This is a genomic window from Mucilaginibacter sp., assembly GCF_041660805.1.
In the GTDB taxonomy this organism is placed as follows: Bacteria; Bacteroidota; Bacteroidia; order Sphingobacteriales; family Sphingobacteriaceae; genus Mucilaginibacter.
On the sequence record NZ_JBAZVP010000015.1, the window covers coordinates 82,108 to 106,074 of the forward strand.

Genomic DNA, 23,967 nt, shown 5'->3' on the forward strand with positions numbered 1-23,967 from the left:
TACATATAATTTATCAGGTAATTAAAATAAAAGGGAAGTGCTCTGTCTTGTACTTCTTAAATAGTTACCCGTACCGTTTCCATATCTGCAAGTTCAATCGTTAGATTGACTGAACGCGGACCTTTGGGCCGTGTGCGGTGACGAACGCTGGCAGCAACTGTGATCATCTGACCCTTACCGATCTCTACAGTGCCGGTCTCCAGATCAAGAAACATAGTGCCTTCCAACACAATAAACGTCTCGTCAGAATTAGGGTGGTAATGCCAGTAAAAGTCTTCGGTCATGACGCTTATCCTAACTACATGGTCATTGACATTTGTAAGAACGTGATTGGCATACTTATCAGAAATTGCCTGATGGTATTCGTTTAAATCAGTCGGTTTAAAAGGTGAATTTTCCATATCGTATTCCTATAAAAATAGTTAAACATTTTTAGGATGTGACCATTGTCGCCTAATATCTATACCTCCTACAGATATAATTGCACCATTTGTTTCCAGTAGCGGGGCCGGTGTGCGTAATTATTCCATATAAATAACCGGTTAGGTATCTGCTTACCCCAAAGTAGTTGGCTAAATTCCCGGTTGTCATTCAAAAACGGATCAGTTTCGCCTACCGCAAGTATAATTTCAATATTGCGGATAGCATCTAATGTATGGCTGTCATTTAAGTTTGCAACATATTGCCGGGGCATATTAAAGTAAACATCATTATTGTGATAGCCATTAAAAAGGTCATTAAAGTCTTGTATCTGATTGGTAAGATCATATCTTCCGCTCATTCCTATTGCTTTTTTAAAAAGGCCGGGATATTTCAGTGCCAGGTTTATAGCATGATATGCGCCCATGCTACAGCCGGCCACTTCTAAATAGTTAGCTGTGTTTTTAAGCTGCATCAGCGGCACTACTTCATACAAAATATACTGCTCATATTGTATATGACGGGCAATTCTAACAGAGGGGTGTACCCAGTAATTATAAAAGCTTTCGGCATCAATGCTATCTATACAAAAAAGCTGGATGTCACCATTATAAATTGGATCCCTTAATGCATTTACAATGCCCCAATTTTCGTAATCATAAAACCGGGCCATGCGGGTTGGGAAAAATAATATGCACCTGCCGCTATGCCCAAAAATCAAAAGCTCCATGTTACGTTGTAACCTGGTACTGTACCATTTATGATATTCCCTGTTCATTTTAGGCGCAGTCTTATATGTGGGAAATATATGTAACGAATGTTACCTCATAATAAACAAATAATTAACCATTAATAGCAATTTGCTTGCTAATAATATCTTTCCATAACCTATATCCGCTTTCACTTAAATGCAGGCCATCGCCAACCAAATATTCACTTTTCAGATGACCTGCCTCATCTATCATTTCTTTAAATATATTAATAAAATGCCAGTTATTGTTGTAACAAATAATTTCGGTTTCTATTAAATTATTAGTGTATTTAAACCGGTCGGCCATGTGCCAGCGACTAATACTTGGTTTTAAAGAAACAAAATAGCAGGGGATGTTTCCGAATTGCTTACTTATTTTAACAACAAGTTGCTGAAAAAAAATAAATACTTCCTCGGGGTGTCTTCCATCTCCCAGATCATTATCACCGGCATAAATAATAAATCTTTTAGGGTGATAATATTTCATAACCCGTTCAAAAAACCACACACATGCTGCCAGGGTCGATCCTCCAAAGCCAAGGTTAACAGGTTTTAATTGATTAAAATCTTCATAAAAACTCGTCCATAGCCGAATAGAGGAACTGCCGTAGAAGATAGTTTCTGGTTCATATTGTAAATTACTAACATCCTTTTCAAGACGCCTAATCTCATCTTCATACCAAATCATTCAATATTTTAATATAGATAGCGCAATGTTAATAAATCTATTAGTTTCTTTAACCATTTTCAAAAAGCTTTCAGGTAGATAGCTTTTTACTTTTTAGCAAAATCTTTAGCAAACTCATTAAGCTGATTAGTGCTAACAGTTTGTTTGCCATTACTAATAACTATACGATAACGGAAAGTTACCGATTCCCCTTTTTTAAGATGCAGGTTCTTTGCTGATTTACCATTCGTGAAAATTTTCTCGCCAAGAGGGTTAGCTGCAAACAGGCCATATCCCCGAGCATGCCAGAAGGTTGGGTAATTAGGGTTTCCGGGATGATCTATTATAGCAATACTTACCGAGTCGGCGCCCATTTTACCAAAAACCTTGCACCATACCCCGCGGGTACTCCAAACGTCGTTACCTGTTTTGCCGGCACTGGTTAAGTAATCGCCATTGGCTATTTTATCTTCACCACCTTTAACTATTGTTACGTTACCCTTATCGTCCGTAAATTTCTGGTCTTCGGTGGTAGGCATTTGTAATTCATGCGCTAAACGCAGGCCAAGCATGCCATCTTTGGCATCGGTAAAAACAGCATCTGCATCAGCCTTTAAGGTGGTAACCCTGTCAATTGTACGCTGGTTGCCTGCTCCTTTAAATTCAAACCGTGTGGTTTCCTCTAAAATTACATCCTTTTGCTGATTGGTCCAGTTAGCATGATAGGCCAGTACCCCGGTTGTTCCACTTGTGGCCTCCAATATACGATCGGTGCGGATCCAGCCGTATAAATTCTTTTTGGCCTGCGGAATGGCGTACGAATTGTTCCAGAAATCAAGCCCGTTGAGGTTTTCAAAATTAAACCAAAGGCCAATGTGGTGCGGATGATCTGTCGGATCGCCGGGTTTAGGATTAAGCGGGAAACCACGGGTAACAACAGTACCATTAGCCGCATGCAATGGGTATAACACGGGCTTTTCAAGGCTATTGGGATACAAGAAACTGGTAAACAGTTTGCCTCCAATAAAAACATCTACCTTTTGTTCCTTAGCCGATCTCACCATCTTTACCGGTTCGTTTTTTTGAGCCGATACCGTTAAAGTAGCTACTGACAGAAGGGTAACAAATCCCAATTTTTTAAATATGGCCGTCATAATTGTTTATTAATATTTAAATATTTTACCGTTTGCCATTACCTCCTGCGTTTTTTCATCAAATGTGGCCTTATAGCCGGTATGTACAGCAGCGTTGGTCATAATGTTGGCTATAGAATGGCTGTATCCTGCTTCAACGGGTGCATTAGGCTGTTTACGGCTGCGCACACATTCCATCCAGTTACGCACGTGGTTTGATGTTAGTACATCACCGCCTGTATTGGCAGAAGCTACTACCTTTTCAGTATTTGCCAGGCTAATTTCAGGCAGCAGGTTTGCTTGCATCTTCATGGCCGATGCCATTTTTTGAGTTAAACCACCTTCCGGAGATACCTTGTTGGTATTCAGGTTTAATTCGCCACCGTTTGAATAGTAGATCTCTGCCGGATGCTCATCACCGTTATGCATGCGTGAACCAAATGTAACCTGGAAACCTGTTGACAGATCATCCTGCGGGCCGTAATCAAAAGCCGCTAAAATAGTATCCCAGTTTCTGCGGCCATCTTTCCACTTATAAATACCACCATTGGCAACTACGCTACGAGGATGTTTAAGGCCGGTAAACCAATGCACTGTATCAATTTGATGGCTCATCCACTGACCCGGCAAACCCGATGAATATGGCCAAAACAAGCGGTATTCCAGGTATATACGAGGGTCAAACGCCTCATAAGGGCGGTTCATAATAAAGCGTTTCCAGTCGGTATCCTGTTCTTTTAAAACGCCTAACAGTTCCGGCCGGCGCCAGCGGCCGGGCTGGTTAACATTCCAGGTTAGTTCAACCATAGTAATAGGGCCAAACTTGCCTGATCTGATAAAATCATTAGCGGCATGGTAATTAGCCCCGCTTCTGCGTTGCGAACCTATTTGTACTATTTTACCCGATTCTTTAACCGCCTTAATCGCTGCACGGTTATCTTCCATGGTTTCTGCAAAGGGCTTTTCAACGTAGGCATCGCAGCCGGCTTTTACGGCTTCAATAGCGTGGCGGGCATGCTGGAAATCTGCTGTGCTGATAAAAACGGCATCTACTGTTTTGCTATCATATAATTCTTCGTTATTACGGTATGCCTTTACATCGTTTTGCATTTTCTCTTTCCAGATGGCCGCGCCTTCTTCCCGGCGCCTTTTCCAGATATCAGATACACCAACTACCTCAAAATTAAGTTCTTTGCAGTGGTTCATAAAGCTGGGGATGTGTGAGCTTTTATGCCTGTCAGAAAATCCGACAACACCAACCCGCACACGATCATTAGCGCCTATTATGCGTTTATAACTTTTAGCGCTCCATGCGGTTTGAGTGAGTAATGCCCCGGCTCCGGCCAATGTAGCCTGCCTGATAAAAGTACGACGTGATTCTTCCATAGTAGTGTTGTATAATTTATTAGATAGTTGATTTTAATTGATCTTAAAATTACAACGATATGGCCCGCAGGCCGCTATCAGGGTAACTTTCATGAAGAACAGGTAAATTGGTTTATAAGCCAGTCCGCATAACTGGCATAATCAAATATCGAAGATATTTCTATAAAATTGTTATGCTTTTTGTAAGAAGCCTATTACAATTGCAACATAACTGCATGTAAAGCTTCTCAAAAAAAGCAATTCTAAAGAATCAAATAGGGGGGACACAGGTAAATTATAGATGGGCGTGAAACAGATAGCCACGCCCTAAACTTTTAATACAAACTTTATTATTTAGGAATAGCAAAAAGATGCGCCCTATCAGGAATTGGGTCTTTACGGTCATAAGGTACGGGTGGTTTTAATATTTCCCATTGTACCCATAAATTATAATCTGTCGAAAGTAATGACAAGAGTTCTTCCACACTGCTACCATAACGGCTCATCATATCCGGATGAAGCTCAATAGCCAGTTTAGGCATTGTTTTTAACAGCTCTGTTGCACCCTTTAAAACATCTGTTTCAAAGCCTTCAACATCTATTTTTATCACTGTTGGTTTTAAATGCAGATAGTCGTCAGCTTTAACAACGGCTACTTCAATTCCGTTGTGCTCTTTTCCTTTAAGGATATAAGAATTTGAGCTGGAGTGCGATATCATTATTGTACCGTCTTCGGCACCAACAGCATTCGGTATAATGGTTGCGTTTTTTACACCGTTTATTTCAATATTCTTTTTAATTATAGCTACGTTATCGGGGTTAGGTTCAAAGGTATACAGGTGACCTTCATTGCCGATCCATTTAGAAATAACAACAGCAGTAAGCCCATGATGGCCACCGCATTCCAATACAATATCACCCGGTTTACAAATAGCATTCTTAACAAATTCCATTTCGGGCCAAAGCCATTCTCCTGCCGAACTTGAACTATCTACATACCAGGTTTTGCCATCCAGGTTAGCTACGTAAAATTTAAAATCGGTTTTTAGCAAAGTCCTTTCAACTACATAAGGGACAAAGTTTCTGTTCTTATAACGAAATACAATTTTTTTAAGGGATTCTTTTATATCTGTTCCAAATAAGTTCTTAAGCTTCATATTACGATTAATGAGTTAATTAGTTGAAAAACCGGGGCGGAGTTTGCAAACTTTGACAGCTGCAAGATAATTAAAATAAGGAATTACGTATTAATAATTATCATTTGTGCTATTAATAGCGGTTGTCAAACGGCAAGGTAACTCGTTTGAATTTATAATATAGACTGCTAAAATTGATTAGCTTTTTCTATTTTTAGCCGATTTGATATGTTTAAAGGCCTTATGTAAGTAGGTGTGCTGTCTATGCCTATCTACATCCAAAAAACATAAGCCTTTAAATACCGTTAAATTTATCTTCACAACCCAATTATCTACTATGAACAACCTATCTAAAAAACTACTTACATTATTATTAACTTTTTGTTGCTTTCAGTTGTGGGCGCAAGACAAGTTGCCGTCATATCCGTTAATTACTCATAACACCTACTTTAGTATATGGTCAAACAGCGATAAGCTGAACGAATCTGTCACTACACATTGGACGGGTAAGGAGCAATCGCTGATAGGCATTATTAAGGTTGATGATAAGTTTTACCGCTTTATGGGGCAGTCATCCAAACAATACAATACTATTGTTGCCGCTGGCGATGAAAGATCTGAGAGGGTTAAATATCAAATGGAAGGTACAGCCGCTACCAATTGGGAAAAACCATCTTTTAATGATCAGGACTGGAAAACGGGTTTAACACCATTTGGTGATGACCGTAGTAAGCCGGGAACGGAATGGAGGGGTAAAGACATCTGGATCAGAAAAAAATTCAATCTTAGCCAAGTTCCTACAGGACGTGTAATGCTTAAACTTTTTCATGATGATGGTGCCGAGATTTACCTGAATGGACAAAGCATTATTAAAAAACTTGGCGCTAATGGCGATTATGAGATGATTGAGCTATCAGACGATGCTAAATCAAAATTAATTACCGGCGAGAACTTGTTAGCCATTCATTGCAATAATACCGGAGGTGGTACATGGATAGATGCAGGCCTATCAGAAGAAGTAGTAAACACTACTGACAGCGAAATCAAATTAGCCAAACAAACCGGTGTAAAGGTTACTGCAACACAAACCACTTACCAGTTTAAATGTGCCGATGTTGACCTGGATGTTACCTTTACTTCGCCGCTTATATTAAATAATTTGGCCATGCTGTCGTCGCCGGTGTCGTATATCACCTATAATGCAAAAGCTAACGACGGCAAAAAGCATTCAGTTAGTATCTACCAGGGTGTATCTACAAACGTTGCGGTAGATCAGCCAAATCAGGAAGTTAATGTTACAGCGTATGCTAAAAATGGCCTGCAAATTTTAAAAGCCGGTACTGTTGAGCAGCCCGTATTACAAAAAAAAGGCGATAATGTAAGAATTGACTGGGGATACATGTATGTAGCCGCCAATGGTGCAAAACAATACACCGCCACAGAGGATAATGCCATAAATTCATTCTATGGTTCAACCGGGCAACAATCTGCGGCACTTACCACCGGTAAAAAACTTGTGCTCAATACTATTTTTAATTTAGGGAGCGTGGGCAGCAATGTTGTTAGCAAATACACGCTTTTAGGGTATGATGATATTTATTCGGTGCAATACTTTAAAGTCAACTTAAAACCATGGTGGCGTAACCAGCCGGGTGCCACAATGGACGGTGCTTTGGCTAAGGCAGCCAATAATTACGCTGCGACAATAGCCCTGTGCAATAAAACCGATGTACAGATATACAATGATGCAAATAAGGCAGGCGGCAAAGAGTATGCTAAGCTTTGCGTTATGGCTTACCGCCAAAGTATATCGGCACATCAGTTAGTAAAAAGTCCGCAAGGCGATCTGTTATTCCTGTCAAAAGAGAACTTTAGTAATGGCTCAATTAATACGGTAGATGTAACCTATCCATCAGCACCTTTGTACCTGTTGTATAATCCTGATTTAATGAAAGGTATGCTTAACGGGATCTTCTATTACAGCGAAAGTGGTAAATGGAAAAAGCCTTTTGCCGCGCATGATCTGGGTACTTATCCGCTGGCAAATGGTCAAACATATGGCGAGGATATGCCTGTTGAAGAATCTGGTAATATGATCATACTTACGGCAGCAATTACAGCAGCGGAGAAAAATCCGGCGTATGCCAAAAAACACTGGAAAACCTTAACCGTATGGACTAACTACCTGGCACAGGCAGGTTTCGACCCGGGAAATCAACTATGTACCGATGATTTTGCAGGGCACCTGGCTCATAACATAAACTTATCTGTAAAGGCTATTGTTGCTATTGGCGCCTATGCAAAAATGGCAGGTATGCTTGGCGAAAAAGCAACCGAGGCTAAATATAATAAGCTGGCAAAAGAACTTGCAGTAAAATGGGTAGAGAAAGCAGATGCAGGAGACCATTACGCTTTGGTATTTGATAACAAAAATACCTGGAGCCAAAAATATAATATGGTTTGGGATAAGGTGCTAAAGCTAAACCTATTCCCGCAAAGCGTTTATAATAAAGAGATCAAGTACTACTTAACTAAGCAAAATGAATATGGCTTGCCATTAGATAGCCGTAAAACCTATACAAAATCTGACTGGATACTGTGGACGGCTGCAATGGCGGCAAACCAAGCCGATTTTAAAGCCCTGGTTGACCCTGTGTATAAGTTTGCCACAGAAACTCCATCACGTGTCCCTTTAAGCGACTGGCATGAAACTACTGACGGCAAAATGGTTGGTTTCCAGGCACGGAGCGTAGTAGGTGGTTATTTTATGAAAGTTTTAGCTGTTAAAGCAGCTAAACCGGCAATCAAAAAGTAAAATTAGCACAATTACATATTGTTAAGCGTTATTGGCAAATAGCCGGTAACGCTTTTTTTATTAAGTTATTTATAGGCAAGGAAGGTTAATTGCTTCAAAAATAAAAATCCTTTCCATAGTTTTAGCGCATGAAAACATTGGGCTTAATAGGCGGTACAAGCTGGGTATCAACAATAGATTATTATAGGTTTATAAATCAGGGGATAAATGACAAACTTGGCGGTTTAAATGCTGCAAGATTGTTGTTACATTCCTTTAATTATGCCGATATCGCTAAAAACAATGCTGCGAATGATTGGGCCAAAACAACCGAAATGATAGTGCAGGCAGGGATTGGTTTACGCAACAGCGGTGCAGATGCTATAATTCTGTGTGCTAATACGCTCCACCTGGTTGCTGATGAAGCTGAGCAGAAAATAGGCTTACCCGTAATTAATATTGCTACTGCCACTGCCGTAGTAATCAAAAAGCAAAACCTTACGAAAGTTGCTTTACTGGGAACAAAATTCACTATGGAACATACTTTTTTTACCGATAAGTTAGCAGCGGACGGCATAGATGCCTTAATACCCGGTGACGATGATAGGAAATTTATTCATACAACTCTTATTGACGAACTTGGAAAGGGGATATTGTTACCTGAAACCAAAACAAGATACCTGCAGATAATTGAAAATTTGAGACAGCAAGGTGCCGAAGGGGTTATATTAGGTTGTACAGAGATTCCTTTATTAATAAAACCCGGCGATACCGATATTATACAGTTTGATACCACACAGATCCACTCGGCGGCGGCGGTAGCGTTTGCGATAGGATAAAATTTCAATAACTGTAAAATTTGCATACTTTTAAACTGCAATGCAAGCAAAAAATAACAAAAGAACCATCCGCGCCTGGGCTATGTTTGATTGGGCGAATTCGGCATATAACCTGGTAATTACATCAACTATTTTCCCGGCATATTACGTAGCTATTACCACTAATGCTGATAATGGCAACCGGATAAATTTCTTTGGGTATAGCTTTGTGAATACAGCTTTGCAGGATTACGCATTAGCCGTGGCTTACCTTATAATGGCGCTGTTATTGCCGATATTAAGCTCCATAGCCGATTATCGTGGTAATAAGAAGGTATTTATGCAATTCTTTACGTTGCTTGGTTCCGTTGCTTGCTGTGGCTTATTCTTTTTTGATAACAGTAGGTTAGAGATTGGAATTATCTGTTTTGCGCTAGCAGCAATTGGCTACAGCGGAGGCTTTGTTTTCTATAACTCTTACCTGCCCGAAATAGCCACCTTAGATATGCAGGACAAAGTGAGCGCCAAAGGGTTCACTTACGGCTACATTGGTAGCGTATTACTGCAATTGATATGTTTTGCGTTTGTGTTATCGCCTGGTACTTTTGGCATTACCGATAAGGCTTTGCCTGCACAGCTATCCTTTTTACTGGTTGGCATCTGGTGGATTGGCTTCGCGCTGATACCGTTTAGTATATTACCTAAGGGAAGCCCCAATGCGCAAACACATCAGCATAACATAATAAAGGGAGGTTTTATGGAGTTGGGTAAAGTTTGGGTAAAGGTAAAATCGATGCCGTTGTTAAAACGTTATTTGCCTGCATTCTTCTTTTACTCAATGGGGGTGCAAACTATTATGCTGGTTGCCACAGGCTTTGCAGCAAAGGAATTAAAGATGCCTACATCCGCGTTAATTACTACTATCCTTATTATACAAATAGTAGCCGTTGCTGGCGCTACGCTCATGTCGCGCCTGTCAGATAAATTCGGTAACATAAAGGTGCTGATATTAGTAGTTTTAATATGGGTAGGGATTTGCATAGCTGCTTATTTTATTAAAACAGACACTCAATTTTACATTTTGGCTGGAATTGTTGGTCTGGTAATGGGAGGGATCCAATCGCTTTCACGATCTACCTATTCAAAATATCTGCCGCAGGATATTACCGATACCGCATCTTTTTTCAGCTTTTACGATGTAACCGAAAAACTGGCTATAGTAGGGGGATTATTTAGCTTTGGGTTTATAGAAGAAATAACCGGGAGCATGCGTAATTCGACCCTGGTTTTATGCGGATTTTTTATTGTTGGATTGCTCCTGCTGTTTTCTTTATTAAGAAGAGAACAGAAAGTTCAGAAAAATTCGGAATTTAGCGTCGTTTAATTTTTATAATGACAATTGAGTTATTTATTCCCTGTTTTATAGATCAGCTATATCCTGAAACTGCTTTTAATACTGTTAAAGTGTTAGAAAAAGCGGGTTGCGTGGTTAAATATAACCCGGAGCAAACCTGTTGCGGTCAGCCTGCTTTTAACGCCGGATTTTGGGACGATGCTAAAGCTGTGGGCAGTAAATTCCTTAACGATTTTCACGAGGATAGCATTATTGTTTCCCCATCGGCCTCATGTACAGGCATGGTGCGTAATTACTATAACGACCTTTTCACTAATACTACATCGCATAATAAATGCCGTAATATTCAAAGCAATATATACGAGCTGAGCGATTTTCTGGTAAATATATTACAGGTAGATTATTTTGGCGCCGAACTGGAAGGGCGTGCGGTTTACCATGATAGCTGCAGTGGGTTGCGCGAGTGCAAGATCAAAAATGAGCCACGTCAATTATTATCAAAAGTATTAGGGTTGGAGTTATTAGACCTGAAGGATAATGAAACCTGTTGCGGATTTGGCGGCACCTTTGCTGTTAAATTTGATGCAATATCGAGCGCGATGGCCCAGCAAAAGGTTGATAATGCACTGGCTGTCAATGCAGAATATATTATCTCAACAGATGCCTCATGCCTCCTGCACCTGCAGGGCTATATAGATAAAAACAGTCTGCCGATAAAAACCATCCACATTGCTGACGTATTGGCAAGCGGGTGGGGGAATGTGTAATTTTTATAGATATATGTAGAGACACAATATTTTGTGTCTCAGCCTACAAGTAATTTCATGATTTAAAGTATCCGGGAGACACAAAATATTGTGTCTCTACAAAAAGGATGCTTTACAACTCGTAAACCACATCTTTTTCGGGGATAGTAACCTTATAGCCGTCTTGTTCTAATGTATCAGCCAATGCCTGCATGCTGCTTTCCTCTCCATGCACCAAAAAGACGCCTTTAAGCGATTTACTATCCTGAGATTTAATGTTAGCCACCAAATCATCATGATCGCCGTGAGCGCTTAAAACATCGGTTTTTTTGATGGTAGCATAAACTGCCAGGTCGCGGTCTTTTATATGAACTATTGGGTCGCCGCGCAGCAGGCGGTAACCTAAAGTACCTTTAGCACAATAACCTATAAACAAAATGGTACAGTAATAATTTTGAATGTTATAGAAAAGGTGGTCCTGGATACGGCCGCCTTCCAGCATACCTGCTGATGATATAATGATACAAGGCTCATAATAGTTTGATACCTGCCTGCTATCCTTTAAGGTTTCAACATAGGTGAGGTTGTCAAACTCAAACTCATCACCTTTTTTATTGTAAAATTCCTGTGCCTCAGGATTTACCAGATTGTGGTGCTTTCTATATAAGCTGGTAGCCATTGATGCCATCGGGCTGTCAACAAATACAGCTACTTTAGGTAACAGGCCGCTGCTAAAGATCTTATTTAAAGCAAAAACCAACGATTGCGTGCGCCCAATACTGAATGCGGGTATAATTAAACGGCCCTGTTCCTTAATACAAACCTTTTCAATTGTTTCTACCAGGGTTTCCTCAACAGACTTATCCTTAGTATGGTTACGGCCGCCATAGGTAGCTTCTGAAACAATATAATCAACAGGAGGGAGGGCCTCCGGATCATTTAATACCGGGTAGTTCTTACGGCCAATGTCGCCGGTAAAGGCTATAGATTTTTCTATTCCTTCATCATTTATCTTTAAAACCGCGGCGGCAGCACCCAGTAAATGACCTGCTTGTATAAAGGTTAGTTCAATATCGCCGGTAATACGGAACGGTCTGTTAAAGCCAATAGTTACAAAACGCTCAACAGTATCCATCACGTGTTTTTGTAAATATAATGGCTGCGGACCGCTGTTTTTTTGGTATTTATTTTTACGGTTCCGGTGGTTTTTTTGAGATTTCTGCAAAAAGATATTTACCGAATCCAGCAGTAACAATTCTGTAAGATCGGCGGTTGGGGGAGTACATAGTATCTGGCCGTTAAAACCCATGCGTACCAGCGTTGGCAAGTTGCCGGAGTGGTCAATGTGGGCATGTGTAAGTATCACTACATCAATATCTTCCGGCTTAAAGTTAAAGTTTTCATTTACCTGTATATTGTGGTCTTTTTCGTAATCGAGCCCGCAATCAATTAGTATTTTATATTGGCCAACCTCCAGCATATGCATGCTTCCGGTAACCTGACGGGCCGCCCCGTGGATAGATAATTTCATTTAAATAGATCAATAATGGTTCGGGTTTTCTCTGAATATCTCTAATTTTCTCTAATTTTTTGCTTTTTGTTGTTCATTTTTTACAAAAAACACATCAAAATTCAGCCCCTTAAAAACCGGTAGTTAAGATATATAAATTTATTGAACTTCGTATTGTAACTGGCTCAGATAACGGTAAAGGCCCTGCTGGTTGGCAATTAATTCCTGGTGGTTACCGGTTTCAATTATCACACCTTTTTCCAGCACAATTATTTTATCAGCCTCGCGGATGGTAGACAGGCGGTGGGCAATGATCACCGATGTACGGCCCCTCATTAATACCTCCAATGCTTCCTGTACCAAACGCTCCGACTCCGAATCAAGCGAAGAGGTTGCCTCATCCAATATCAATATGGCCGGGTTTTTAAGCAAAGCCCTTGCAATGGCAATTCGCTGCCTTTGTCCGCCCGAGAGTTTTACACCGCGCTCACCAACAACGGTATCATAACCTTCTGGGAAGGAGGTGATAAACAGATCGGCATTGGCTTTTTTAGCCGCTTGGATAATCTCTTCTTTAGATGCATCCAGCTTACCGTATGCAATGTTCTCTAAAATGGTACCGCCAAACAGCAATACATCCTGCGGAACAATGGCTACCTGGTTACGGATATCCGTAAGGGCATATTCGCCGGCATCTTTACCATCAAACTGTATGGTACCGCTTTGCGGATGATAAAATTGTAATATCAGCGCGGCCATGGTTGACTTGCCTGAACCGCTTGGCCCTACAATGGCTATCCGCTGCCCGGCATCGGCACTAAAAGAAATATCTTTCAGAACAGTTAACTCTGATCGGGAAGGGTAGGCAAATACCACATTGTTAAATGAAAGGTTGCCTTCAATTTTTTGTTTGATGAGGTTCTCGCTGGCAATTATAGATACGTCTTCGCCTTTTTCATCCAATATTTCCAATACACGCTCACTGGCGCCAACCGCCTTTTGCATATTGGCATACAGCTCAGGGAAGCTACCCATAGCAGCACCCACAAATATAGAGTAGAGTATAAAAGTTGTTAAACTGCCAACAGAAAGCTCATGGTGACTGACCAATATCGAACCATACCAGATAACGCCCACTATAGCCCCAAATAAACAAAATACAATGAAGGAAGCGAATAGCCCACGGAACTTTGCGCCTTTAACGGCTATTTTTACTACCTCACGCAGGTTTTTATCATATCGCCCGGCTTCAAATGCTTCGTTTACAAATGCTTTTACATTGGCTATCCCTTGCAGTGTTTCTTCGATAATGGTATTTGAATCGGCCAGTTTATCTTGTGCCTCCCTGGAGAGTTTCCGGATAAATTTTCCGAATACTACCGCTACTACTATCAGCACCGGCAGCATCACCAATAAGGCCAGCGTAAGTTTAAAAGATACGATGGTAAGAAACGTTATACCACCAACCAGCAGTACCATTTGCCTTATCATTTCGGCAAAAGTGGTGGTCATGGTATCCTGGATCTGGGAAAGATCGGCAGATATACGGCTGTTAAGCTCGCCAACCCTGCGGTTAGCAAAAAAGTTCATGGGTAAGGTAACCAGTTTAAAATAAGTATCGCGCCTTATATCGGCCAGGGCACGTTCACTTACCTGTACAAACCATACCACCCTAAAAAATGATATGATAGCCTGCACAAACAGTACTGCAAATGCCAGTGTACCTATCGCGTTAATAGTAGGCGGCAAAAACGAATATTTTTGTTTGCCCTGCGCAGCATCTATCAGCGCCCCTAAAAATGAGGGAAATGCTAAACCTGTTAAACTGGAAAGAAATAAAAATAAGATAGCGGCTGTAAATTTACCGCGGTGAGGTTTTAAGTAGGAGATAAGCCGGGCTATGCGCCTTAAACTATCCAGGTTTATTTTTGCTTTGGGTAATTCCGCCTCTGCCTTACTGCCACTGTTCAGTCGTCCTCTTGCCATTTATAATTATATGTTATCAACCTGCAAAACTAAGGGTTTAATTGTTGTGTTTGGCTTGAAGTGGATAAAATTGACGAAAGGATGAAAGGAAGTTGTATTCTGAACTATTTTATATTTCACGCAAAGTCGCGAAGACGCTAAGAAGACAAACTCAATTTTGCCGTTGTTGGTGTTGTCACCACAGGTGTTCGGAAGACGAAAAAGCGGTGGATATGTGCGATTCCCTCCCAACGGGAGGGTGCAGGGAGGGGTTTAGGAGATAGGTATTGGTGTAAATAACCCCTACCCGCCACTTCACAGGCAGCCGCACCCTTCCCCAAGGAAGGAGTTTTGGCATAAATACAAATCTTCCGAACACCAACAATGGCGCAGTCATGCTGAGCTTGTCGAAGGACGTGTGCAAAGGCCCGCCCGCGATGCTTCGACAAGCTCAGCATGACTCATATAATTAAATATGTCATGGATAGAAACTCTATTGAAAATCAATTATCACACTATCACCCAAATTCAAGCCCAACAAACCGCCTGCATTACCCTTGTTAATGGCAATTTCCAAATTATGAAACGCCGCAACCTTTACGTGTATATGGCACCATGTATTTTTTTGTTCATCTTGCCTGATTTATACATACTATTGTGATTTAATATAATGATACAGCCGGCAACAACTTTTTTAGGAAATACCAAATTTACAAAATCTGTAAAAGGATGTATGGTCGCGCTTACAAGCTACACAAATGACACCAGCTTTGAGGAGTGGCATTCGCATGAAAACTCAAGTATCAGTTTTTTACTCAATGGCTTTCATAAGGAAGATTTTTTAGGCAAAACTTTATTAAGGGTGCCGGGCGATATTAAATTTATTCCTGCAGGTGAAATGCACCGGTGTAATGATTATACTCCCGAAACACGGAAAATTAACCTTGATCTTACTGATGAACTTTTAAAGCAAATGGAAGTTTCTGAAGAGGGAGTAATTAATCTGATAGATCGTTCAGGACAACCAAAATTTACTTTGCTTAAACTTTATCATGAGCTTAATGACAATGGGAGCCATGCAACGGCTTCTTCACAATTAATGCTTTATGAATTATTTCACCCCAAAAGTGCAGCTTCTAAAGTCAGGGGCAATAAGGCTCCCGCCTGGGTATATGTATTAAAACAATTATTGCACGATGAATGGGACACATCGTTTGATCTTCATGAGCTATCATTAAGATTAGGGATTCATCCTGTTACTATCTCCAGATATTTTCCTCAATACTTTGCTTCCACCTTAGGAAGTTATATGAAAACCATTAAAATTGATAAAGCTCTTGGCTTAATAAAAAGTACTAACTGCTCACTTACAGAAATTGGGTATATGTGCGGCTTTTCAGATCAGGCACATTTTACACGCACGTTTAAAGAACTAACCGGATTTTTGCCAAAAGATTTCCGGAAGGCTTAAATGCACAGGTTAATTTCATTCAATTTTAAGCTTTAAGCGTTGATTAGTTTTACCTTATGAAAAAAACAGGAATGTTGCTGTATTTGTTGTTGCAAATTACCTTAGCGTGGGCACAAACACCTTATACCATCCAGATAAAAAAAGCCGATTCACTCACTAAAGCCAAAGACTATAAAAATGCCGCTTTAACTTATTCGGTCGCTTTTAAAATGAGCAAAGGATCTGAGGATACGGATAACAGGTACAATGCGGCCTGCGCCTGGGCGTTGGCTAATTATCCCGACAGTGCTTTTAACAACTTAAACACCATTGTAGGTAAAACATATTTTAATTACGACCATCTCATTACTGAGGCCGACCTTGAAGGGATTCATAATGATAAACGCTGGTTACCGCTGCTTCGCAAAATACAGACAGCTAAGCTCACTATTATTTCTCCGGATAAGCTATATCAGGACTTTGATCTTTTAGTATCTGCCCTTAAAGAGGCGCATGGCGGTTTATATTGGTATAATACACAATTACAGTTTGATAGCATTTGTCGCGCACAAAAAAATAAGATAAAACCGGGTATGACAGATCTCGATTTTTATAATATAGTTGCCCCGTTAAATGCTTTTATAAAAGACGGGCATACCCCTTTAAGTTTAGGCCCGCAAACACAGGCATATTTAAGGTTTGGCGTTAAGTACTTTCCCGTTTATCTCAAGTTTTTTAATAAAAAAGCATATATCATCAATAATGTAGGGGAGGCGAATATAAAAGGCCTTATTTTAATTAAGGTTAACGGCCATACGATAGATGAGTTAATGCAAAAATTCATGGCCTATGAACCTGCAGATGGCTATAACATCACCAGCAAATATCGATGGATTGAACAGAACGCCAAATTTTCTACCTATTACGCCTTATGCTATCCACCGGAAAACTTTTACGATATCGAGGTAATTGAGCCAATAACTGGTCAAAAGCAATCGTTTAAACATATTGCGGCTCTTAGCTATGATAAGTTTCGGCAATCATATAAAGCTGTTTCGGTTGCTATTCCAAATGTAGGTTACACATTACCGGCCGAAATAAATATTGATACGATATCCAAAACCTGTAAGCTTACTGTTAATTCCTTTTCAAGCAGCAAGTACAAAAATGCCGGTATGGATTTTCATAAGTTTATAGATGAGTCTTTCAAAAAAATAAATGAACTAAAAGTAGCTCATTTAATAATTGATATCCGAAAAAATGGGGGAGGCCGCGAAGGGTATGAAGACTATTTACTGGCATACTTAATTGATAAAGATTATCTGAAATATAAGTATGTGCAAGCGTCGGCATTTACTTACTCTTTTTACAAGTACACCGATTATAAAACCGACTACAACGACCTCGACAAAGAACTTAAAGATGAAAATTACCTGGAAAAAGATGGACGGATATTAAGGAAACCAGGTATTGAAGAGCATGAAAAGCCAAAACCGGGTGGGTTTAAAGGCGATATGTATATTTTAATTAACGGCCTAACGTTTTCCGGCGGTTCTGAATTTGCTTCACTTGCGCGGAACCATACTAACGCTACATTCATAGGTGAAGAAACCGGCGGTGGCTATTATGGTAACACGAGCGGAACAAGAATATACCTTGGGTTACCTAATTCCAAACTGCAAATTGGCATTCCTATCCTGAAATTTGTTGTAGATACGCCAAAAGAAAATGTGTTATTTGGGCACGGTACTATGCCCGATTATGAAGTACAGCCCAGCATAAGCCAGTTTTTATCAGGTTATGATGCAGAATTAGAAATGGCAAAAAAGCTGATTTTAAAACAATAATTGTTAGCTAACCAAGCCGACTAATTGGAAGAATGGCTTGTAAAAGATCGGGAAAATGAAGTGGTTAGCGCACGCAATTAAGAATTAGTTGCCCGGGCTATTGAAAATCAATAATCACACTTTGCCGTTGTTGGTGACGATACCAACAACGGCGCGGTCATCCTGAGCTTGTCGAAGGACGTGTGCAAAGGCCCGCCCGCGATGCTTCGACAAGCTCAGCATGACCCAACTAATATGTCATGGGTAGAAACTCCTATTGAAAATCAATAATAACACTATCGCCCAAATTCAACCCCAGCAGTCCGCTTGCATTGCCCTTGTTAATGGCTATTTCCAAATGATCGCTTATACCAAATAAACAAAGCTTTTCGCCCTCGGGTACTTCGTTATAATGCCAGCTTAATTGGGTGATGGTTTCGTTCCGTTTAAAGTAAAGTATAAAGCGGCGGCCCTGTTGTACGCGGTTAAAAAATTCTTTGGTTACGTTGGTTATTACGTTCTGGAAAGAGTCGATATATATTACGGCGCCCTTGATAATATTTTTCTCGATTACCGGCTGCAGGGTCATTTTATTTTCCACGCTGGTTACCGGCAGGCCTATTTGAGCAAGTGTGCCACCGTTGGCTAAATGGCAGGCGGCTTTAACAAAAATATCTGCCAGCGGGAAGTGCAGGAACTTCAAATCCTGCATAATATTTATTTCCACAATCTCATCAGGCTCGCGGTCAAACATCAGCGAGAATATGCCATTATCGGCCCCAACAAAGTAGTGGTTATTAAACTTTACAGCAAGGTAGCGGGTATAGGTATTGTACACAGTATCAATGCCTATAAGGTGAACGGTGTAGTCTGGAAAGTAGTAAAAACTGTTCTTTAAAATAAACGCTGCCTGCTGCACATTAAAGGGTGCAACATTGTTAGTAATATCAACAATATTTACCGTTGGCAGTAATTTATAAATACTACCTTTAAGGGCAGCCTGATAAATATCTTTATCGCCCAGGTCAGTAGTTAAAGTTATAATTGCCATTAATTTTATAAATATTTATTGCTAATCTTGTAAAGCATTTAAAGGTGCAAATATTCAATTTTTAATTCATAAAAATCTGCAACCGGTAAAAATCAATTAGTATTGAACGAGCTAAAGTTATCAATTGACCAAGTTAACCCCGCTGTACTATGGGGACCGAACAATGATCATTTCGAGATCATAAAAAAGCAATATCCTAAGCTTAAAATAGTTGCGCGTGGCAACGAGGTTAAAGTTATGGGCGATGAGCGCGAACTAACCCTTTTTCTGGAGAAGTTTGATCATCTGATTGAGCATGTAGAAAAATTTGAAACCCTTAATGTAAACGATGTTGAACGGATCTTGGGAGCCAAAATATCTGTACAAATAGATGGCGCTGCCGCACCTGATAAATTTGCCAGCGGCGAAGTGTTGGTGTTTGGCCCCAACGGCATTATGGTTAGGGCACGTACGCCAAACCAGCACCGTATGGTTGATAGCCTGAGCAAAAATGATATTTTGTTTGCCATTGGTCCCGCAGGCACGGGTAAAACCTATACTGCTGTAGCTTTAGCGGTAAGGGCATTAAAAAATAAAGAGATAAAACGTATTATACTTACCCGCCCGGCTGTTGAGGCAGGAGAGAACCTGGGCTTTTTACCGGGTGACCTGAAGGAAAAGATAGATCCGTATTTGCGCCCGTTATACGATGCGCTTGATGACATGATCCCTGCTGAGAAGCTGAAACTTTACCTGGAGAACCGTACCATTGAGATAGCGCCCCTGGCGTTTATGCGTGGCCGTACGCTTGATAACTGCTTTGTGATATTAGATGAGGCACAAAACGCTACAGATATGCAGCTGAAGATGTTTTTAACCCGTATGGGCCCTTCGGCTAAGTTTATTGTAACAGGCGACGTAACCCAGATAGATTTACCTAAGAAACAGCAATCGGGCCTTTACACCGCGTTGCGCATATTAACTGATATAAAAGGTATTGATATTGTTTACCTGAGCGGAGAAGACGTTGTACGCCACAAACTGGTGAAACGCATACTGGAAGCTTACGGGGATATACAAAATTAGAAGTAAGACTTTTAGAGTCAGGAATCAAGACCGGGGGGATTTATCTTGTCTCTTGATTCTTGTCTCTTGATTCTCATACAACACAATGAACGCTATAAAAGAAACACATTACAATTTTCCGGGACAAACCGCTTTTTACAAGGGCAAAGTACGCGATGTTTATACCATTGCTGATAAATATCTGGCAATGGTTGTTACCGACAGGATCTCTGCATTTGACGTAGTACTGCCCGAGCCAATACCTTTTAAAGGACAAGTTTTAAACCAGATAGCCGCTAAATTTTTAAGCGCTACCGCTGATATTGTACCCAACTGGGTAATAAACGTACCCGACCCAAGTGTTACCATTGGCCGCATTTGCGAGCCGTTTAAAGTAGAAATGGTAATAAGGGGTTATTTGGCCGGCCATGCCGCACGTGAATATGCTTTAGGCAAACGCCAGGTTTGCGGTGTAAGCTTACCGGAAGGTTTAAAAGAAAACGACAAGCTGCCCGAGCCTATCATCACCCCAACAACAAAAGCAGCAGTAGGGCATGACGAGGATATTTCACGTGAGGAGATACTAAAGCAAGGTATTGTTACCGAAGCCGATTACGTTCAGCTTGAAAATTACACCCGCCAGCTTTTTAAACGCGGTACTGAAATTGCCGCCGCGCAGGGCTTGATATTGGTTGATACCAAATATGAGTTTGGTAAGGTTGGCGATACCATTTACCTGATAGACGAGATCCACACACCAGATTCATCACGGTATTTTTATAGTGAGGGTTATGAGCAGCGCCAGGCAAGCGGCGAGGCCCAGAAGCAGCTCTCAAAAGAGTTTGTGCGGAAGTGGCTCATTGAAAACGGTTTCCAGGGTAAGGACGGGCAAAATGTGCCGGTAATGACCGCCGATATAATCCAGTCTATCTCAAACCGGTATATTGAGCTGTATGAGCAGATCACAGGCGAAAAATTCATTAAGCCCCAGGCTCAGGATGTTGTTGTAAGAGTTGAAAATGCAATTAATAAAGCAATTGCTGAATTGTAATTTTTATTTAAAGACAAAATCTTTATATCTTTAGCGATAAATAATACAAAGATGAAATTTTCAGTTGATAAGCACGAGAAGTATATTCTGATAAAGCTAAACGAATCAAAATTAAACTCGCTGGTAACTCCACAGCTGAAATCCGAGTTAATATTGATCAATACGGAAGGTCAGAGAAACATAATCCTTGATCTTTCACAAGTTAAGTTTGCCGATTCATCAGGCCTGAGCAGTTTATTGGTAGGGCACCGTATTTGCAAAAATGCCGAAGGTTCATTTATACTTTGCGGTTTAAATGATTCTGTAGCCCGCCTGGTTACTATTTCGCAATTGGATAATGTACTTTCGGTTGTTCCTACATGCGAAGAAGCTATCGATCTTATTTTTATGGAAGAAATAGAGAAAGAGCTAAAGAAGGAAATGAGATAATATAGCGATATACCCCGGTATGAAATTCGAAGTTACGATACTGGGCAGCAGTTCTGCAACGCCAATTTTTAATAGAAACCCTACTGCGCAGGTACTTAACATAAACGAGAAACTATACTTAGTTGATTGTGCCGAAGGTACCCAGCAGCAAATGCTGCGTTTTGACGTAAAAGCAAGCCGTATTGATTATATTTTTATCAGTCACCTCCATGGCGATCATTACCTGGGGCTGGTGGGATTACTCTCATCAATGCATTTGAACGGGCGTACAAAACCGCTTCAGGTTTTTTGTCCGCTTGCTTTGAAAGAGATCGTAGATCTGCAATTAAAATATTCTGAAACTACCCTGCAATATCCTGTAGAGTTTATTTTTACTAAAACCGATGCTGCCGAAGTGATCCTGGATAACCAGGATATTGTAGTTGAGACCATCCCGCTTGATCACCGCATACCTTGTACCGGTTTCTTATTCAGGGAAAAAAAAAGGCTTCGTAAAATTATTAAAGACAGGGTAGAAAAGCTGGACATCTCCGTACAATATTTTACCGCCCTAAAAAAAGGGAAAGATTATGAGGCCGCTGATGGTACCATTTACAAGAATGATACGCTCACTGTAGATTCTGCCGAACCCAAAACTTATGCTTATTGTTCAGATACGTTGTATAATCCCGGATATTTTGAACAGATAAACGGAGTATCGTTGCTGTATCACGAGGCTACTTTTTTAAATGATATGCTGGATAGGGCAAACCAAACCCACCATACAACCGCCTTACAAGCCGCACAGGTAGCTTTGCAAACACACGCCGATAAATTGATCATCGGTCATTTCTCGGCCCGTTACAAGACATTAAACGAGTTCCTTGACGAAGCACAAAGCGTTTTCCCAAATACAGAACTGGCTGTAGAAGGAAAAACGTTTATTATATCAAAATAGCTTTTCTTAAGAGAATAGAATCCGGCAACCCACAGGAGTTGCCAGATCTTAAAATTTAATGAACTATTTACTCGTCACAGTCCCTATCGGCATTACTACCTTACCATAAACTTCATTTAATACGCCGGCTATACCGGTATAAATAGCAGATAACCCGCAAATGATACCTTCATAACCTGCAAGGTGCTTAATGCTTTCGTTGCCTGTAGCATCTCCCAAAACCAGCAAAAAGAATAATATGGTTAATGATGCAAATACAAATTGCAGGGCGCGGTTCAATCTTAATGTGCCAAAGAAAAGGCAAAAGGTAAACAGTCCCCATATACCTAAGTAACAGCACATTGACAGTTCAGATGCTTTAACTCCCCAGCCCAGTTTAGGCATTACAAGCAGGCCCACCAGTGATAGCCAGAAAAAGCCGTAAGATGTAAATGCGGTTAAACCGAAAGTATTATTCTTTTTAGCTTCAATAACGCCGGCAATTACTTGTGCCAGTCCGCCGTAGAATATGCCCATGGCCAGGATCATGGTATTCAGCTCAAAAAAACCGGCATTGTGGATGTTTAAAAGAACGGTGGTCATACCAAAAGCGCATAAGCCAAGTGGCGCGGGGTTGGCAATTCCATCCTTTACAGTAACAGGTGTTGTTGGGATCATAACAAGAAAGGTTTAAATTTGGTTAATAACGCAATCTAATTTAAATACGGTTAATTAGCAATTATTTTAAACTCAAATGCCTGTAAGGCGTTAATAAAGCTGATATGCAGAAACTTGTTTTAATCCGCCACGGCGAGAGTGTTTGGAATAAAGAGAACCGCTTTACGGGCTGGGAAGATGTTGACTTGTCTGAAGAAGGACTAGAACAAGCCAAAAGGGCAGGGCGGTTACTTGCCAAATATGGCTATACGTTTGATACCGGCTTTACATCTGTTTTAAAGCGATCTATCAAAACCATGCACTTTGTTTTGGAAGAGCTGGATCATTTGTGGATCCCGGTACAAAAATCATGGCGGCTAAATGAACGCTTTTATGGTGCGCTGCAGGGTTTAAACAAAGCCGAAACCATTGAAAAATATGGCGAGGAACAAGTGCACAAATGGCGGCGCGACCCGCACGAACACCCGCCTGCTATAACAGAGCAAGACAAACGCTTCCCCGGCCATTACCTGCGTTATAATGACCTTACCTACCGTGAATTACCGCTTACCGAAAACCTAAGCGAAACGATGAATAGGGCATTACCCTTTTGGCATGAAAGCATTGTACCCGCCATACGCCAAAATCAAAAAGTAATTATTTGTGCCCATGGAAACAGCCTTAGGGCTTTAATACAATATATAGATAACTTAAGCGACGAGGATGTTGCAAAACTGGATATCCCCACGGCCACACCATGGGTATATGAACTTGATGACCGCCTTAATCAGATAAGGCATTATTATTTAGAGTGATAAGCGGTTGGCGGTTTGCAGTAAGCAGTTGGCAGTTTGCAAGGTTTAATGCCCAACCGCAAACTGCCA

General features: G+C 40.7%; 21 protein-coding genes. 11 read left to right on the top strand and 10 right to left on the bottom strand.

From position 1 onward, the window contains the following. Window positions 1-56: 56 nt before the first annotated feature. The 6 genes from WC743_RS17840 to WC743_RS17865 form a co-directional block, all read right to left on the bottom strand. Window positions 57-401: a cupin domain-containing protein gene (locus tag WC743_RS17840; protein ID WP_373014080.1), complete on the bottom strand. Its 345-nt coding sequence runs from the start codon at window positions 399-401 to the stop codon at window positions 57-59. Window positions 402-469: 68 nt separating this feature from the next. After that, window positions 470-1,198: an esterase family protein gene (locus WC743_RS17845; RefSeq protein ID WP_373014081.1), complete on the bottom strand. Its 729-nt coding sequence runs from the start codon at window positions 1,196-1,198 to the stop codon at window positions 470-472. Between the two features lie 64 nt (window positions 1,199-1,262). Next, window positions 1,263-1,859 carry a GDSL-type esterase/lipase family protein gene (locus tag WC743_RS17850; protein ID WP_373014083.1) on the bottom strand — a complete coding sequence of 199 codons (597 nt, stop codon included), beginning with the start codon at window positions 1,857-1,859 and terminating at the stop codon, window positions 1,263-1,265. A gap of 86 nt (window positions 1,860-1,945) precedes the next feature. Next, window positions 1,946-2,992 (bottom strand): PmoA family protein, encoded by a 1,047-nt coding sequence (locus WC743_RS17855; RefSeq protein WP_373014085.1) that lies wholly within the window; start codon window positions 2,990-2,992, stop codon window positions 1,946-1,948. Window positions 2,993-3,001: 9 nt separating this feature from the next. Then, window positions 3,002-4,357, bottom strand: coding sequence for a Gfo/Idh/MocA family protein (locus tag WC743_RS17860; protein ID WP_373014087.1), 1,356 nt, complete (start codon window positions 4,355-4,357; stop codon window positions 3,002-3,004). A 329-nt stretch (window positions 4,358-4,686) separates the two neighbouring features. Then, window positions 4,687-5,493 (bottom strand): FkbM family methyltransferase, encoded by an 807-nt coding sequence (locus WC743_RS17865; protein ID WP_373014089.1) that lies wholly within the window; start codon window positions 5,491-5,493, stop codon window positions 4,687-4,689. Between the two features lie 316 nt (window positions 5,494-5,809). Here WC743_RS17865 and WC743_RS17870 point away from each other — a divergent pair, with 316 nt between their 5' ends. The 4 genes from WC743_RS17870 to WC743_RS17885 all read left to right on the top strand — a co-directional run bounded on the left by WC743_RS17870 (window position 5,810) and on the right by WC743_RS17885 (window position 11,205). Next, complete coding sequence (locus WC743_RS17870; protein ID WP_373014091.1) at window positions 5,810-8,287, top strand: glutaminase domain-containing protein; 2,478 nt, start codon at window positions 5,810-5,812, stop codon at window positions 8,285-8,287. 128 nt (window positions 8,288-8,415) lie between these two features. Then, window positions 8,416-9,105, top strand: a complete 690-nt coding sequence (locus WC743_RS17875; protein ID WP_373014093.1) for an aspartate/glutamate racemase family protein — start codon at window positions 8,416-8,418, stop codon at window positions 9,103-9,105. A gap of 40 nt (window positions 9,106-9,145) precedes the next feature. After that, complete coding sequence (locus WC743_RS17880; protein ID WP_373014095.1) at window positions 9,146-10,468, top strand: MFS transporter; 1,323 nt, start codon at window positions 9,146-9,148, stop codon at window positions 10,466-10,468. Window positions 10,469-10,476: 8 nt separating this feature from the next. Beyond that, window positions 10,477-11,205 (top strand): (Fe-S)-binding protein, encoded by a 729-nt coding sequence (locus tag WC743_RS17885; protein WP_373014097.1) that lies wholly within the window; start codon window positions 10,477-10,479, stop codon window positions 11,203-11,205. A 112-nt stretch (window positions 11,206-11,317) separates the two neighbouring features. Here the strand turns inward: WC743_RS17885 and WC743_RS17890 are convergent, their stop codons facing one another. Together WC743_RS17890 and WC743_RS17895 are read right to left on the bottom strand one after the other, a co-directional pair. Next, complete coding sequence (locus WC743_RS17890; RefSeq protein ID WP_373014099.1) at window positions 11,318-12,715, bottom strand: MBL fold metallo-hydrolase; 1,398 nt, start codon at window positions 12,713-12,715, stop codon at window positions 11,318-11,320. A 138-nt stretch (window positions 12,716-12,853) separates the two neighbouring features. Beyond that, window positions 12,854-14,680, bottom strand: coding sequence for an ABC transporter ATP-binding protein (locus tag WC743_RS17895; RefSeq protein ID WP_373014101.1), 1,827 nt, complete (start codon window positions 14,678-14,680; stop codon window positions 12,854-12,856). A gap of 649 nt (window positions 14,681-15,329) precedes the next feature. On the opposite strand from WC743_RS17895, the gene WC743_RS17900 reads away from it, so the two are divergent. Together WC743_RS17900 and WC743_RS17905 are read left to right on the top strand one after the other, a co-directional pair. Next, window positions 15,330-16,130 carry an AraC family transcriptional regulator gene (locus tag WC743_RS17900; protein ID WP_373014103.1) on the top strand — a complete coding sequence of 267 codons (801 nt, stop codon included), beginning with the start codon at window positions 15,330-15,332 and terminating at the stop codon, window positions 16,128-16,130. 56 nt (window positions 16,131-16,186) lie between these two features. Further along, window positions 16,187-17,956 carry a S41 family peptidase gene (locus tag WC743_RS17905; RefSeq protein WP_373014104.1) on the top strand — a complete coding sequence of 590 codons (1,770 nt, stop codon included), beginning with the start codon at window positions 16,187-16,189 and terminating at the stop codon, window positions 17,954-17,956. Window positions 17,957-18,209: 253 nt separating this feature from the next. Here WC743_RS17905 and WC743_RS17910 read toward each other — a convergent pair whose 3' ends face one another. Continuing rightward, a complete protein-coding gene (locus WC743_RS17910; protein WP_373014105.1) occupies window positions 18,210-18,986 on the bottom strand; it encodes an S-adenosyl-l-methionine hydroxide adenosyltransferase family protein in 777 nt (258 codons plus the stop codon). 102 nt (window positions 18,987-19,088) lie between these two features. Between WC743_RS17910 and WC743_RS17915 the strand changes: the two genes are divergently transcribed. From WC743_RS17915 to WC743_RS17930, 4 genes are all read left to right on the top strand, one after another. Then, window positions 19,089-20,051, top strand: a complete 963-nt coding sequence (locus tag WC743_RS17915; RefSeq protein WP_373014106.1) for a PhoH family protein — start codon at window positions 19,089-19,091, stop codon at window positions 20,049-20,051. Window positions 20,052-20,136: 85 nt separating this feature from the next. Next, complete coding sequence (locus tag WC743_RS17920) at window positions 20,137-21,081, top strand: phosphoribosylaminoimidazolesuccinocarboxamide synthase (protein WP_373014108.1); 945 nt, start codon at window positions 20,137-20,139, stop codon at window positions 21,079-21,081. Window positions 21,082-21,132: 51 nt separating this feature from the next. Continuing rightward, the gene (locus WC743_RS17925; RefSeq protein WP_373014110.1) at window positions 21,133-21,510 is read left to right on the top strand and encodes an STAS domain-containing protein; all 378 of its coding nucleotides are present in this window, start codon (window positions 21,133-21,135) and stop codon (window positions 21,508-21,510) included. A 19-nt stretch (window positions 21,511-21,529) separates the two neighbouring features. Next, the gene (locus tag WC743_RS17930; protein ID WP_373014112.1) at window positions 21,530-22,447 is read left to right on the top strand and encodes a ribonuclease Z; all 918 of its coding nucleotides are present in this window, start codon (window positions 21,530-21,532) and stop codon (window positions 22,445-22,447) included. Window positions 22,448-22,510: 63 nt separating this feature from the next. On the opposite strand, the gene WC743_RS17935 is transcribed toward WC743_RS17930, so the two are convergent. Continuing rightward, complete coding sequence (locus WC743_RS17935; protein WP_373014115.1) at window positions 22,511-23,104, bottom strand: acetate uptake transporter; 594 nt, start codon at window positions 23,102-23,104, stop codon at window positions 22,511-22,513. Between the two features lie 104 nt (window positions 23,105-23,208). Here WC743_RS17935 and gpmA point away from each other — a divergent pair, with 104 nt between their 5' ends. Continuing rightward, on the top strand, window positions 23,209-23,898 hold the full coding sequence (gene gpmA / locus WC743_RS17940) for a 2,3-diphosphoglycerate-dependent phosphoglycerate mutase (RefSeq protein WP_373014118.1): 690 nt from the start codon (window positions 23,209-23,211) through the stop codon (window positions 23,896-23,898). Window positions 23,899-23,967: the final 69 nt, after the last annotated feature.

Coding starts and splice junctions, on each gene's coding strand:
- WC743_RS17840 (WP_373014080.1), bottom strand. CDS start 401: ATGGAAAATTCACCTTTTAAACCGACTGATTTAAACGAATACCATCAG.
- WC743_RS17845 (WP_373014081.1), bottom strand. CDS start 1,198: ATGAACAGGGAATATCATAAATGGTACAGTACCAGGTTACAACGTAAC.
- WC743_RS17850 (WP_373014083.1), bottom strand. CDS start 1,859: ATGATTTGGTATGAAGATGAGATTAGGCGTCTTGAAAAGGATGTTAGT.
- WC743_RS17855 (WP_373014085.1), bottom strand. CDS start 2,992: ATGACGGCCATATTTAAAAAATTGGGATTTGTTACCCTTCTGTCAGTA.
- WC743_RS17860 (WP_373014087.1), bottom strand. CDS start 4,357: ATGGAAGAATCACGTCGTACTTTTATCAGGCAGGCTACATTGGCCGGA.
- WC743_RS17865 (WP_373014089.1), bottom strand. CDS start 5,493: ATGAAGCTTAAGAACTTATTTGGAACAGATATAAAAGAATCCCTTAAA.
- WC743_RS17870 (WP_373014091.1), top strand. CDS start 5,810: ATGAACAACCTATCTAAAAAACTACTTACATTATTATTAACTTTTTGT.
- WC743_RS17875 (WP_373014093.1), top strand. CDS start 8,416: ATGAAAACATTGGGCTTAATAGGCGGTACAAGCTGGGTATCAACAATA.
- WC743_RS17880 (WP_373014095.1), top strand. CDS start 9,146: ATGCAAGCAAAAAATAACAAAAGAACCATCCGCGCCTGGGCTATGTTT.
- WC743_RS17885 (WP_373014097.1), top strand. CDS start 10,477: ATGACAATTGAGTTATTTATTCCCTGTTTTATAGATCAGCTATATCCT.
- WC743_RS17890 (WP_373014099.1), bottom strand. CDS start 12,715: ATGAAATTATCTATCCACGGGGCGGCCCGTCAGGTTACCGGAAGCATG.
- WC743_RS17895 (WP_373014101.1), bottom strand. CDS start 14,680: ATGGCAAGAGGACGACTGAACAGTGGCAGTAAGGCAGAGGCGGAATTA.
- WC743_RS17900 (WP_373014103.1), top strand. CDS start 15,330: ATGATACAGCCGGCAACAACTTTTTTAGGAAATACCAAATTTACAAAA.
- WC743_RS17905 (WP_373014104.1), top strand. CDS start 16,187: ATGAAAAAAACAGGAATGTTGCTGTATTTGTTGTTGCAAATTACCTTA.
- WC743_RS17910 (WP_373014105.1), bottom strand. CDS start 18,986: ATGGCAATTATAACTTTAACTACTGACCTGGGCGATAAAGATATTTAT.
- WC743_RS17920 (WP_373014108.1), top strand. CDS start 20,137: ATGAACGCTATAAAAGAAACACATTACAATTTTCCGGGACAAACCGCT.
- WC743_RS17925 (WP_373014110.1), top strand. CDS start 21,133: ATGAAATTTTCAGTTGATAAGCACGAGAAGTATATTCTGATAAAGCTA.
- WC743_RS17930 (WP_373014112.1), top strand. CDS start 21,530: ATGAAATTCGAAGTTACGATACTGGGCAGCAGTTCTGCAACGCCAATT.
- WC743_RS17935 (WP_373014115.1), bottom strand. CDS start 23,104: ATGATCCCAACAACACCTGTTACTGTAAAGGATGGAATTGCCAACCCC.
- gpmA (WP_373014118.1), top strand. CDS start 23,209: ATGCAGAAACTTGTTTTAATCCGCCACGGCGAGAGTGTTTGGAATAAA.